This window comes from Microcoleus sp. AT9b-C3 (genome assembly GCF_036705485.1).
In the GTDB taxonomy this organism is placed as follows: Bacteria; Cyanobacteriota; Cyanobacteriia; order Cyanobacteriales; family Microcoleaceae; genus Microcoleus.
This window is the reverse complement of sequence record NZ_JAUBUR010000069.1, coordinates 1-14,321: the sequence shown is the minus strand read 5'-3', so window position 1 is coordinate 14,321 and position 14,321 is coordinate 1. Positions and strand designations below refer to the sequence as shown.

Below are 14,321 nucleotides of genomic sequence, written 5' to 3'. Positions count from 1 at the left end.
TATTCATTTTTTTATTCACGATCGAGTATTGCATATAATTGTATCATAGTCTTGATAATGATTTAGGATTGCTATATCACTTTGAATGGAGGAGAAGGGGAAGAGTTTTCTTCTGTCACTCCCCTTTTTATTCGGTCTAGTTTTGTTTGAATTGGAATGTCCACAAACAGTTTTCGCTGCGGTAAAAACAGTGATGGCGATAGTTCTTTGAGCTGGAAAACCCACTGCTGGAACTGGGGGTGACTGTTGAGAATTGGCTCGACAGGTAATCCCATTAAAATTTGCTTGACGAGCAGTTGCAAGCGTTCTTGCAGATAGGAAGGAACAAGAGGTGGCTCTTGTAGTGGGCTAGTATGAATAGTTTGATTGAGGTCTGATAGAGTAAGGAGGTACATTGCTCAGAGGATAAAAGGCTGAGCAATAGCGGCGATCGCCACAGAACTGATAGTTTTGTTTACGATTTCAGGTTAAGATTTAATTCAATCCTGGTAGTTTCCAATCACGCACGATTTTAGTAACGGCATCGCGAGTAGCCTCTGCTCCAAAACCCCAAGCAAGCAAAGCGAAATAATCAGTCCAACGATTGGCTCCAAACGTTGGTTGAGCAACATAAAGTTGTCCAAAGCCTGCTCCCGCAAGAAGTATGACCGCGATCGCGTAACCGATCCAATTAAACACAATTAAATTCCGGGCAGCTTGTACAGGATTAAGTTGTAAAGGGCGAGCATCAGGCACTGGATCGGGAAGCCGGGAAGGTGATGTGTCATCGAAGTCTCTAGCAGTGATAAGCAACTGACCTCTAGCTCCCTCGTTTCCTGCATGTTGCTTAATCGTTTGGTCTATTCTATCGATCTCATCTTCTACTTTCTGCTGCCATGTTTTGAAAGCCTCTAGATCGGTTGGAGAGAGGCTATCTAACTCCTGCTGTAAGCTTTTAGATATACGTCTTAAAGATTTATCCTCTTCAGGGGCTAACTCAGTCAACTCATTTCTGAGGTTGTCGAATTGGTTGACTTTAGCTTGACCTTGCAGGTATCGGACAAGCTGTTGTCGCAAATTAATTAAATCCTCACTCAACTGTTGGGGACTTTCTTTGTCAGATACTTGTCGCTCAATATTCTCTAATTGAGTACGCACTGTCTGCACATAAGGTGCATCAGGATTATTCAAATTCTCTAAGCTATTACCTAACGAAGCGAGAGACTTAATTAGTGCTAGCCAGTCTTCTCGACCTTTACGCCATTTATCCCAAACCGTTTGGGCTTGCGCTACTGCTTGCTGCGCCTGCTCCCAGCGCTTGTTTGTTAAAGCTGTTTCTACCTCGATTAGATACCCATCAATTTTCACCAGGAAGGATTTTGCTAATTCAGGATCAGCCTTTATCTGGGTGCGGATGCGACCAACTTGCACCACAATTTCATCACGATTTCTGCCCTCGGTGCGGTAGGCTGAAACTCCAATTCCTACTCCAACACCCAACAACAAGACTAGCAGTGGCCAAAGCCAATGGTCTTTAACTCGCACTATAACTGGAACAGTCAATTGTCCATCTGAATAAATAGCCAGCAAAACACCGCTAAATTCACCGCTATGGGCAACACTTAAATCGAACTGGACTGGGACAGTCAGCGGTTGATTGGGTTGAACTGAGGTGGCAGTTAAAATCGGACGTATGGCTGTAGCTGGCAGCACTGTAGCTCCATCAGCTCGATTCAAGTCGAGGCTGAGTATTTTTAAGGTTGTGATCGCTTGGTTAGTCTGTACGAGCAGGTGGCGTTTAACAGGGGGACAGTTAAAAAAGACCGGACATTGAGTTCCCACCACTGTAACGCTGGATGGGGTTACGGTAACTGCTGGTTCGGCTTTGACAGGGGGGGCTACCAATACCAAGCCGAGGGTTAGACTCAACAGCCCCATCATAGTTTTTTGATCGCGCTTCATACTAAATTTCCTAATTCTGGTTTTTTGAAGTTTGCAAAGCTACCTTGACTTAGTTAGAACTATTACGATAATCCGCTAGGATTATGTCTCCCAGTCCTTCTGTCTGAGCCGTTGGCTCTTGGATTATCCCACCGTTTTCCACACTCCAACGACGCAAACTATCCAGCACGTAAGTTTTGAGATTGTCCACGGTCACAAATTCCTTTTTATCTCGGTCAGCTTTACCGCTGAGTCCTTCTAGCAAGTAGGAAGTGAAAACTCCTGATTTTCGATCGGGCGATTCTCGAGCTTTCTGTTGGGCTGTGCTAGCTGCAATTAGGGCAAACCCCTCAGCTAACTCATAAACATTATGAATGAATTGCGGATCGTCTATTCCTCGTTCGGTTTCGACTCCCATGTGACAAGCATCCAGCGTCAGCACCAACCGTCTTGCTTTACTAGAACACATCTGCTGTTTTACTTCTGCTAACGGCAAGCCTGTTTTCGCTAAAGTTGGTAAACGAGTATCGCTGATGATTAGCACAGGTTGTTTATCAGTCAAAAGCTTGCCGTGACAAGAAAAATGTACCAGTAATAGGTCATCTGAATCTACCATACTGCAAAGCTGAATTAATTCAGCCTCTACATTGTTGCGGATGGGGAAGCGGGGGTCACTAGAATGTAGGCGATCATGTAAACAAACAACTGTATACCCAAGTGCTTTGAGTTTCTCGTCTAATGCCACCACATCTTCTACGCAGAACTTCAAGGGTTGAACCGATGGATCGTTATAGTGGTTGACACCTACCAAAAATGCCCAACGATTCTTAATAGGACGACGCTCTCGTATTTCGGTATCTCTTATATGTGCGTTACCCCTAATATCAGTTTCTGGATTAGTTTTTTGTATATGACTATTTGTAGTTAGTTTGCTTCCTACTGCATTTTCAAGCTCTTGTGCTAAGTCTGCAAAACGTTGGTGACGGTCATCATCTTCATCTATCAGTTCGCTCAACTGACGAACCAATAAGACCAGCGCATTTTGTTGAGTATCGCCACGATGCCTCTCTCTTAAAAAGGCAATTACAGCATCTACCCTGCTGGTAAGGCTATCAGCCTCGGGCAAACTTTTGAGCCAGGGCTTGAGTGGCTCGTAAGCAAAAACTGACCGTAGTTTGCGATCGCTCTCAAATTGTTCGCAATCTAGCAGTGCTTTACGCAATTGATGGTGTAATTCTGAGGGAATACCAGCCATGTTGTTCTCCTATAAGTTTAGTTGCTGTGATGTCTTATTAGAAATATATGGAGGTGGGTATAACTGGCCAAACCAATTCACAAAACCATCATTATGCAGTGCAGAATTACTTCCAGTTGGTGTTTATGTATAACTTTTCTAGTGTCGAACTGTCTGTTTTGAATCTCAAGCTTAATTTTTGCATCTTTTTTTGGTTAAGATAGGAAAACAACCTTAATCGATTATATACCTAGTGTCTCCTCAGCGACCTTTCGCACTTAGCCAACTCCTTGAAAAGGTTGTAGAATAAGCGATAATAGTAAATCCGGCTTAGCCATCCCCTTGATACTCGGGAGAAGATTCGAGCAAGCGATGCCCTTATCTGTGGGAGTTACTCATCGCAGGAGCAAGCTCAGCATTATTATAGTTGACATAAAGCTAACACTATTCCTTCCTTGGCGGGCGAGCGCTAGTTTCCTCCCTCGCTCTTCCCCAAGCTTTGGACCTGAGAGTATGCTTGCAGATAGTGGACAGTGGGCTTCACAATAGAGCAATGACGAGAGTTACACATCTACAACCTCATTTGAAGTTCCGAAGAATTTAAGCACCGTTATCGGTGGGCAATTGAATTCAGTAGAAGCCTGTCGCTGGCAATTAGTCTGGTTAATTTCACTTCAACAATAATCCGGACAGTTTTTGAGACCGAGGCTGAAACCCTCATTCTACCGTTAGCATTTGACCTCACTGAGAAGGCTGAAACCCGCATTCTGCCGTTAGTGATTGAAAACTGTCCGGACTATTGCTTCAAAAGACCATTAAAGAAGCAGCAGTAGTGATTGGTATTAGTTATAATTACGTTAGGGAGATAGTTAAAGTTATGTAATCAGCAAGGAGTAGAGCATGGTTTGTCGGCAAATAGATGATGAATAGCCTACCAATCGAGATTGAGCGTCAATGCCGTCAAGTTCTTTTGAAATGTAGCGAATTTGATAGCGATACCTTACTGAAAGCAGTTTTTACCACTTCTGAACTTTCCCCATTCAAATTTAGGTTAAAATCAGCGGATAGTCAGGAAGAGCGGGTAGTTTTGTGCCTGGAATATCTGCTTAAAAACTGTTTGAGTGACGGGAGTTCTGTTTTACCATTTTTTTTGGTACAATTGCGCGATCGCTATGACCAGATGGATGCACTGCATGGGGAATTGGCAGAACTTTGTGAAGATGTGCAGGCCGTTCTAAGAAATTCAGGAAGCCTAACAGAAGAAAGCAACTTTGAGAAATTACAGAAAGAATTTATCGCAGCATCGCAGGGATTGCTAAACTGGCCAATCACCCTGGGAAATAATCAGCAGATCGAGCGTCCTGAGTTTCAGCAATTAGTCGCTCGAATTCAAGAAGAAAAAAGGTCTACAACCCTAATTTTAGGAAGTCCAGGTACGGGAAAATCTGCATTACTGGCAACTCTGGGGCATCACCTCGCCGAGCACCAAATCTCCTTATGGGCGATTAAAGCTGACCAGTTGGGACGAGGAGTGAATACACTGGAAGATTTGTGCAGACCTTACCTGACTATCAACCCGCGTGACGCTATCAGAATTTTAGCTAAAAAAGAACCCGTTGTACTTCTGATAGACCAGCTTGATGCGGTTTCTGAGTTATTGGATCGCCAATCTGAACGACTGAACATTTTGTTAAACCTAATCCAATCTCTTTCTGGAACGTCTGGCGTGCATATTATAGCCACTTCGCGTGAATTTGAATTCCGCCATGACGTTCGCCTGTCTTGCATTAAAGCAGAAAGAATGGATTTACAACTGCCAAAGTGGGAGCAGATTGCACCTATTCTAGATCAAGGGAATCATAATCCTAATAGCATGGGGCAACCGTTGCGAGAATTGTTGCAAACGCCCCTTTATTTAAAGCTTTTTCTCGAAGTAGCTGCGCCAGGAGAAGAATTTAATTCGTTGCAGGCGTTGCTCAATCAGTTGTGGAATCAGCAGGTTGTTGATCCAGATGGTCCATCAGACCGCCGCGAATTGCTAGAGTTACTTGCCGATCGCATTAGCACTCAAGAAGAGTTCTGGCTGCCAACAGCGATCGCAGAAGACACTCACTCATTAGCGTGTCGAGCTTTAGAACAAGCAGAAATCCTAACCCGAAGTCCTAATGGTCTGACTATTGGATTCCGACATCAAACTTACTACGACTATACCCAGGCTCGTGCTTTTGCTCGTGGTTCTGTGGCTTTAACAGATTACGTTTTACAACGGCAGGATGGTCTTTTTGTGCGTCCCGTTCTTCTGAGCAGTCTCAATTACTTAAGGGAAACGTCTCGTAAAGAATATCACATACAATTACAAAGATTGTTACAGTCAGAACTACGACTGCATATTCGTACTCTATTGCTTGAATTTGTAGGTGGGCAAAAAGACCCCGACGACACAGAAGCACACATTTTCTTGCCACTTCTGAAGTCGGAAACTGAGGGACAACGGCTATTAGCTGCTGTTAGTGGCAGTCCTGGTTGGTTTTTTCGCCTGCGCGATCGCCCAGATTTTAGGCAGTGGTTGGATAAATCGCCTGAACAAGCGGTTTATTGCCTGCCTCTACTGAGTTTGGCTATCCTCTTTTCTCCTGAAGATGTTTTAGAACTTTTAGAAGAGTGTTGGTTGAGCAATCGTGCCTACGATACTCTAAGTTTTAGAATTCTGGTGAATCTTCAACAATGGACTGATCGGGTAGTAACTCTAGCGAGTCAGATAGTGAGACGTTCGCAAACTTCTAAATGGGATATATCTGCACTAGCAGAGCAAATAGCAGAAAATAGCCCAGAACTTGCCCCCAACCTTTGGCGAGCTTATCTAGATTGGCAGTTAGAGCAGGCTTTAACAAAAGCGAATGAACCATTACCAGAATTGCCATCGAATGCTACTGAAGAGCAACGAGCAGTTCATACTTATATTCATCGTTCATTTAAGGAAGTTGAATATCTAATAAAAGGCGAAAAAACATTTTATAAGTTAGAAGGTTTTGCTGAAGCTACGCCAAAAGCTTTCCTAGATTCTGTCTGGCCTTGGTTTCTGGATACCATAAATTTAATTGCATATCAACAAGAAAATTCGTTTTTTGTAGGTTATCGTGACGATAGTGCTACAAATAATATTTTTCAAGTAAAATTTCCACCTGGGGCTGTTGTGAGAGCGTTATTGGTTGCTGTTTCGGAGTTAGCCAAGCAAAATATTCATACTTTTCTGAATTTTCTGGACAAAAATTTGTGTTCCGATTTGCTAATTGTCCATCGTTTGCTAGCTCGTGGATTAGAATATATAGCTAAAGAAAAACCACAGCAGGTGTTGGAATATTTGATTGGCGACCCAAGACGCTTACGTTTGGGAGACCACGAAGACCACTACAGAGAAACAAAACGGCTAATAGCGTCAGTTTTTCCTTACCTAGCGCCATTAAACCGAACTCATCTCGAGGAAGTAGTAATAGCTTTCAAACACTATAACTATCTACCTTCACAATTATCAGCGAAGGAAAAGTTTCAATTTTTAAAATTCCAACGGCAAAACCGACTGCGCCTTTTGCGTGCCTTTCCTGTTGACTATTTGAGTTCAAAAACTAAGCGACTCAGAGATGAAGAAGAACGGGCTTTACCTGAAACTGATGATTATACAAGCCGTATGCACGGTGGTTTTATAGGAGCGCGTATAACTGTAGACGAAATGGCTCACGCTTCAGATGAAGATATACTGCGACTATTTGACTTAATACCAGATCAAACGGCATGGGACAACCCCAGAAGGCCATGGTCTGAAGATATGTCCCGCGCTGGCGGTGTTGTGGAATTGTCTCGCGAGTTTGGTAAGCTAGCCAAAAGATCGCCCGAGCGCGTCACCAACCTAATTCAGTACCTTAAATCCGGTAAACATGAAATTTGTGCAGGCGCAGCTATAGAAGGATTAGCTGAGACTGATTTCTCGACCGCTGATTTAATTCATATCATTGAAGACCTTGAAAGTCAAGGGTTTACATCGGTGGATTTTCGTTCCAGTGCTGCATCTGCTCTTGAAAAACGGGCTCGTTGCGATAATGGTCTGCCTAGTATAATCTTGTCCTGTTTGGAAAAGTGGTTAGCTGAAGAAGTAGAACCAACTTTGTCAACGGAAGAACAAGAGACAAGAAACAAAACTGAACAGCAAAAGGAACCTATTTTTTTCGGTTCAGATGGCACCTTTTTCCTACTACAAGGGCGAGGTTCAATTTTGCCTGCGATCGCTGCTGGTTATCTCAATCAGCCGCTTCCTGATCTAGAAAACTGGATACGGATTATTGAGGAACAATTGCAGCGAGAACAGCACCCAAAACTTTGGGTTCTTACATTAGTGAATATGCCAGCGCTCCTCAATAGCGATCGAGAGCGAGCCACACAGCTTTATGACGCTGTTATCCAAACTTGTCCGGCCGTATTGCATTATAAATTTGCATTATATAGTATTTCTAGGGTTATTGGATACTTTGAACCCAAGGAAAAGATTCAGGGATGGATAGAGAAACTATCCGTTGATGGTTCTAGCTTTTGCCTTCAAGCTTACGGTGAATTACTTCTAATTTACTACTGCCAATATCAAGATACATGGTCAAGGCAACAAATAGATCACCATTTAACTGACCCAAACGATGAAATTATTCTTTATGGTTTAGCACAGGCTGCTAGTTACTTATGGGAACACAAATTTTGTCGAAAAATAGCAACAACAATCCTATGTACTTTAGCGTTATCCCCTTCTCCTTCTATTCAAGATGCTGTAGCTAATGTTTTTAGTTGGAACCAAAACAACTTCAAACTCAACTTAGAAATGCGAGAAGTTATCCAAGTTGTGTGTAAGAACCCACCGCTATTGCTTAAGGCAGCTTACAATCTTATTGAGTTACTCGAACCAGAGACAGGTAGAGAACCCGATCTTGTATCACAGGTCTGCCAAGCAATACTAGATGCTGCTAGTTCAAATATTAATAATGCGACTACCTCTCTCCCTTTAGAAACTGAAAATTTAACAAATATTGCTTTAACGTTGCATCGTCAAGAAATCTATCGAGAAAGGGGATTATATATATTTGAGAAATTACTTTCTCTAAATCTCATAGAAGCTCGCGTTGCTCTGGAAGTTTTGGATAGGAAACCTAATCAGGTAACTTTTCTGTCGCCAAGAAGACGGCGGATGCGAAGAGAAACATCATAGCATTTAGGGAATGAAAAAGCGATCGCTCCTCTTTTTGGAGTTGCGCGATCGCTTTTTGATAAAACTAGCTGATACAGTCACATTTAGACAAAAGACAAATAGAGTCTGAGTTTAAGCAGTCCCTCCAAAAGTTTTATATCATTCATTTTTTGATTGGGACGAAGAAGACTGCGATAGCTTTAACTGACTGCTTTGAGTAATTGTATTTTCAATTATCTGCTTAGTTTCTTGCCTTGTGACTGGAGTAATACGACCTCCAGCGCCATCTTGTCGGGTGACGTTTGTTATTTGTCTAGAGTGCATGGAAGGCTTATCTCCGTTTGAAAGTTTGTCATTCATTTTTCGTTTTGGATGAAGAAGAGGGTGGTTGCTTGGATTGACTACTCTGAGTAACCGAGTTTTCGAGCATCTCTTTGCTTTCCTTTCCTGTGAGGGAGGTAGCACGACCATCGGCGGCTCGAAGGCTATCTAAATCATCAATCGGTATATTAAGGATAGCATCTAGAATTAGCGGATGTTCTTCACACCAGAGGGCTATTGCATTAGAGATTTCTTCAACATCATCTGGGAGGGTTGAAAGTAAATCTTTTAAATCTGCACGGTCTTCTGCTGTAAATAGCTCGGGTTGAGTTTGTACTAAATAAACAAAAGTTATGATATTTTCTTCGTAATCAGATAATGACATTTTTCCTCCTATACGCCAATAGCACAAAATGCAGCCCAGTGAAAAGGTTCTTTAAAAGGCTGGTCATCATTCGCCATTTTATGAAGACGACGACGCAAGCTGATTTTAAGTGTTGGATTTAGATACCAAAGATTCTTTTTTATTGATTGCTCTATTTCTCTTTTTGTGATTTCTCGAAGCCAGAGTTGGGCTTGATTAAGGGCTATAGGTATTATAGAACCTGCTTGTAGGTTTTGATAAAACTTGATCATCAAAAGAGCTGTTGACAAATCACTAGGAGCCCAAAGGCTACCAACTACACTTTTACTACCTGCAACTAAAAAAGCACTAGGAAAGCCAATCAACTCGTTACTAAATTCTTTGAAGTCTGTTAAGCCTGTTTCACAAGCAGAAAGGGTGACTAAGCGACATTGGCTCAAGTTAAGATTAAGAATCTCTTGTACAGTCAAAGTTTCATGGGAAGATAATAACAGTGGGGACTCTAGAGGTGAATCAATATTAAAGTTGCTTCGGCCAGTAAAATGGAAACCATGACCTGTAAAATGTAGTATTTGCTCTTTAATTGTTGAGTTTTCAACACTTTCTTTGCTAAAGACCTTAGTTGTAGGAAAATACTTATTAATCGTTTCTACTTCAATATCAGTATATGTTAAGCCGTCAGTAGGGTTTTGAATAGCTAGTAAATTGCTGAAGTTTGGCCGTTGTCTATTTTGGAGTATTTTTAAAAATTGGCAACTAGGTACATAACTTACTCCACCATGAAAACGATCTAGAAAATATAAACCGCCGACCAATGGAAGAGCATGAAGAGGTAACCAGTGCAAAAAACGATGGGGAATTAAAATTAATTGTTGGCAGGCTTCAGGTATATAGTTGAGAATTTGCTCTAGATGCAGTAGCTGAGTAAGCCTTTGGAGCTGCACTGAGAGTGTTTTGCGCCAAAATGGTTGGTTTTGTGTGTAATCCTCTAAATACTGATTAGCCCATTCAATCAACGCTGATTGATGTGAAAATTGCAGAACAGATGGGTAAGCAGATTGGCTGGTGACAATAAATGTATATAATTTCTCTTCTACAATATACCATTCTATTATGGCAGTACGAGCATCTAAAAGTGATTGAATTTCGTTAAAAGAAATTGATTGAACACTTTGGGTTAAATTAAAGTCTGGATCGAGAGGCAAAATATCATGCTTAATTAACTCGTCTAGCTGTTTTTGCAATTGACTTAGCCGATTCTGATTTGGTTGGATTGGCTGAGAGTCAGATAATAAATTCTCATCATTAAAAATAAAATCGTCATCAATAAACCGAGTGCTTCCTAGAATTTTAAATCTTTTCTGCTCCAGTGCTATTTCTCGTCGTAGACCTTTCAATTCGTTAATGGTAGAGTCTGGAATATTGCCTTTTGGGTAAATGTCAATGGTTGCAAGGAGTTCTGCCAAGCTACGTGCTTTACTACGCTCAACGTACTCAATCGCTCGATCAGGATAACCCAAAGCTAGACATACTTCAATCATATTTTGGTAGAGCTTAGTCCATTGTTTCGCAAGGTTTTCTTTGCCTTTTTCGATTTCTGAGTTAAACAATATTTTTCCTCTGTGCAAAGATTCTACTGTATCAATACTGTCAACAAAAGCATTGTAAGCATTCGGAAAATCTTGCGCTTCTTGGTATGCCGAACCCAGATTAAATAGAGATTCTAAATAATTATGAGGAAAAGATTCGCGAGTGTAAACTTGTAAAGCCGCCTGAAAACAACTAATAGCCTGTTCTAAGTTTTCTGTCCTAATTCCTCGAATGCGATCGCGATAGACAATACCCAGATCCTTCTGAGTTTCTGCCCACTGCTGAGGAAAAGATTCGCGAGTGTAAACTGTTAAAGCACGCTCAAAACAACTAATAGCCTGTTCTAAATTTTCTACTTTTTCTCCTCGAATGCGATCGCGATAGGCAATGCCCAGATCCTTTTGAGTTTCTGCCCACTGTTGAGGGAAAGCTGCGCGAGTATAAACTTGTAAAGCCGTCTGAAAACAACTGATAGCTTGTTCTAAGTTTTCTGCTTTGTCTCCTAGAATGCGATCGCGGTAGGCATTCCCAAAATTGAGTTGGATATTTGCCCAATCCATTGGAAAAGCTTCGCGAGTATAAACCTGTAAAGCATTCTGGCAGCAATTAATTGCGCGTTCTAAATTTTCTGTTTCTTCACCACTAATGCGTTTCCTGTAAGCTAATGCTAAATTGTTTTGGGTGATAGCCCAATTGTAGGGGAAGGTTTCGGGAATATAAATCTGTAAAGCCTTCTGGAAACAACTAATAGCTAATTCTAAATTTTCTGCTAGATCGCCTCTAAGTCTTTCCGCGTAAGCTACTGCAAGATTATTTTGAATGTCTGCCCACTCTTGAGGATAATTTTGTAAAGTATGTACTTCCAAAGCTGGTTGGAAGCAGTATATAGCCATTTCTATATTTTCAGCTTTTTCTCCTCGAATGCGATCGCTATAAACCATTCCCAAATTTTTCTGCGTCATAGCCCATTGTTTTGGGAAAGCTTCGCGAGTGCGTACTTGCAAAGCATCGTTAAAACAACGGATAGCAAATTCTAAGTTTTCTGCCTTTTCGCCTCGGATACGTTGAGCGTAAGCAGTACCAAGATTATTTTGAGTGAGTGCCAATTGTTCTGGGAAGGCCAAGATAGAGTGAGAGTAGAGTTCCAACGCCGCCTGCAAATAATGTATGGCAGATTCTAAATTTTCTGCTCTGTCTCCCTGGATTCTGTGAATATAAGCAACACCTAGATAGTTTTGGATAATTCCCCATTGTTCGGGAAAGTGTTCTTGCCTAAAAACTTCACAAGCAATTTGATATCCAGTAATAGCAATTTCTAAGTTACTTGCTCTATTACCTAACGGAAATTCTTCTAATAAACTACTAAACTTAATTATATCTGTTGTGATTTCATATAATCTTTGTGGCTCTATTTTTAATAGTATATCAGTTGACCATCGTTTGAGTAACAACATTAAATCTTCATTTAATTTTCCTAAGTTCTGGCTTAAGAATGAATGAATTGATTGAGGATTATCATAATTATCAGAAACGAACTGTAGCAATTCTTCTATAAAAGATAAGTCAACCGAAATTAGATTAACTTCATTAGGGATTGATAAAGTTACTCCAGCAATTTCAACCTGACGTTCCTGCCTGGGTAGCTTACTAAATTGTTCTGTTGCGCCTTCTAAATCGCCGATTGTAAAAGATATCATCCCACGCGCGTATGTAATCAGTGGTGGTTCAAATTCTGCCAAAGCGCTTGGAAAATTTTCTATCAATAGCCCTAACCGAAACAACTCTTTCCAGTTTTTCTGCTTTAATCTTTCTTCAATAGCCTGTGCTAATTTGCGATTAAGCTGATTGGGCTGAGTACAAGCAAGGGATATCCAATACTCAGCTTGGGGTAATTCTCCTACTTTGGAATCGTTACTATCAAGCTGCTGTTTTACATAATTGGTGTAAAATTCAGCTAGTTTTTTTAAGCGTGGTTTCCCAAAGCGCTCATCTTCCTTGAGTTCTTCCAACAATAAATCTCGGACAGCCATATCCATCTCGTAAAGCTCATAGCCTACCTCGCGGCACAAGCGAGACAAAAGTATGCGAGCAACTGCTGTCCAAGGTGCTTGGGGTATAAAGCGAAGCCAAATTTGGTAAAGCAAGTCTGGAGTAAGTGTCTGTGGAAATGCTGCATGACAAGCTAAGTCGAGGTGTGCGCGATCGAATTGTTGGGCAAATCCTACGACTCGCTCAATAGCTATTTCCGAATGTGTTGCTTTACTTCCATTCATAATGATTGTTACAACATCCACTGATAGGGACGCTCCCAGTAAACATAGCGACCGCGCAGAGTATTAATAGCTGCATTGAGTCCCTGACGACTCATCTCAAACATTGGCACAAAATGAGCAATTTCGCCAGCAGTTGTGTACTGCCAGCTATCATTTGGCATGGGATTGAGCCAAGCATGATAACGCACTGATTGCTGAAGTTGTTCAATAAACTTCTGCGTGTACTCAACTCGCACTGGGTTATAGTTGCCCCTAGCTGCTCCCGCATCACTGATAATCAGTACCCCAGCTCTTTCATCAATTGATTCCAAAACATCAGTAGTTAGTTGGGCTTTGATGCGAGTTGGATCGGTATAAAAATATTTTTCAGGATAGTTATAAAAATAGTAAACACTTGTTTGGGTAAGGTTTCCACCCCGTACAGCTTTATCTATCAATTGGCGGGATAAATGATGGAAAGGGACCATTGAGCCGCCTTGGTCAACCAGTAGGACAAGTTTTACTCGGTTTACATAGCGCGGCATCAGCACTGGTTCAATTAATATGCCCTGCTGACAAATTTTTGCTACGGTAGCTGCTACATCCAATTTCTCTAATGTACCTTGGCGCACTGGACGGCGTAGAAAACGCCAACTCTGCTTAATCTGCCGGGGGGTTACTGGCAGGTATTGATCGGCTGAATCTTGGCCGTAATAAATCATATCTAAACTATTGGGCTGATGATACCGGATAGCTTGAATGACCTGCTCTGGTTCATCTATTTCTATAGGGAGATCGGCCGTTGTAGTTGGTTCAGATATAGGCTTTTCTGACTCTTTTAATGAAGTTTGCTCTTTAAGTTGCTCCGATGTTTTAACAATAGGTGGTGATGAAGAAGACTGGATAGGTTTGTCAGATTCCTTTGCTGAAGTTCCAGTTGGAGGTGGAGGAGATGTACCTTGGATAGGTTTAGGTTGGGGTAATTTAGTAGAGAAAGATTCATTGGTTATTATTTGATCTAGAACTCGATGTAGCTGGCGAGCTTCTTCTTTAGATTTTGTCCACAGAGTACAACATAGTCTTTCTAAAGAGGCGCGATCGCCTATGCCAAATCCACCTTGCAATGCCTCCAACGCCAACATATAGTCTGCAAGTCCCAATGGAAAACCACGCAGGCGCAAACTCTTGAAAAGATGCAGTAAAACCTTCAACAAAGGTATTTCTTCAATGGGATTGACAGGATTCATTTTTCTTCCTCCCGTGGGGCGCGTAGGTATTCTCGATAATCTTGCCAAGATTTGAGCAGGACTCCGGCAAACGGAAGTTTGCCTCGGAGGTATGCTATAGCAATCCTAAATCATTATCAAGACTATGATACAATTATATGCAATACTCGATCGTGAATAAAAAAATGAA

At 41.5% G+C, this 14,321-nt stretch carries 7 protein-coding genes; 1 reads left to right on the top strand and 6 read right to left on the bottom strand.

The window, feature by feature from the left end; translation table 11 throughout:
• Nucleotides 1-71: 71 nt before the first annotated feature.
• The 3 genes from QUB77_RS30500 to QUB77_RS30490 all read right to left on the bottom strand — a co-directional run bounded on the left by QUB77_RS30500 (nucleotide 72) and on the right by QUB77_RS30490 (nucleotide 3,175).
• Complete coding sequence (locus QUB77_RS30500) at nucleotides 72-395, bottom strand: hypothetical protein (protein ID WP_333180755.1); 324 nt, start codon at nucleotides 393-395, stop codon at nucleotides 72-74.
• 79 nt (nucleotides 396-474) lie between these two features.
• Nucleotides 475-1,941, bottom strand: a complete 1,467-nt coding sequence (locus tag QUB77_RS30495) for a hypothetical protein (RefSeq protein WP_333180756.1) — start codon at nucleotides 1,939-1,941, stop codon at nucleotides 475-477.
• Between the two features lie 49 nt (nucleotides 1,942-1,990).
• Entirely contained in the window at nucleotides 1,991-3,175 is a 1,185-nt protein-coding gene (locus QUB77_RS30490; RefSeq protein ID WP_333180757.1) for a caspase family protein, read from the bottom strand.
• A gap of 898 nt (nucleotides 3,176-4,073) precedes the next feature.
• Here QUB77_RS30490 and QUB77_RS30485 point away from each other — a divergent pair.
• Nucleotides 4,074-8,399: an ATP-binding protein gene (locus tag QUB77_RS30485; RefSeq protein ID WP_333180758.1), complete on the top strand. Its 4,326-nt coding sequence runs from the start codon at nucleotides 4,074-4,076 to the stop codon at nucleotides 8,397-8,399.
• Nucleotides 8,400-8,730: 331 nt separating this feature from the next.
• On the opposite strand, the gene QUB77_RS30480 is transcribed toward QUB77_RS30485, so the two are convergent.
• Genes QUB77_RS30480 through QUB77_RS30470 form a run of 3 tightly spaced genes read right to left on the bottom strand, consistent with a single transcriptional unit; the run spans nucleotide 8,731 to nucleotide 14,152 of the window.
• Nucleotides 8,731-9,084 carry a hypothetical protein gene (locus QUB77_RS30480; protein WP_333180759.1) on the bottom strand — a complete coding sequence of 118 codons (354 nt, stop codon included), beginning with the start codon at nucleotides 9,082-9,084 and terminating at the stop codon, nucleotides 8,731-8,733.
• 8 nt (nucleotides 9,085-9,092) lie between these two features.
• A complete protein-coding gene (locus tag QUB77_RS30475; protein ID WP_333180760.1) occupies nucleotides 9,093-12,926 on the bottom strand; it encodes a CHAT domain-containing tetratricopeptide repeat protein in 3,834 nt (1,277 codons plus the stop codon).
• Between the two features lie 8 nt (nucleotides 12,927-12,934).
• Nucleotides 12,935-14,152: a hypothetical protein gene (locus QUB77_RS30470; RefSeq protein ID WP_333180761.1), complete on the bottom strand. Its 1,218-nt coding sequence runs from the start codon at nucleotides 14,150-14,152 to the stop codon at nucleotides 12,935-12,937.
• Nucleotides 14,153-14,321 lie beyond the last annotated feature (169 nt).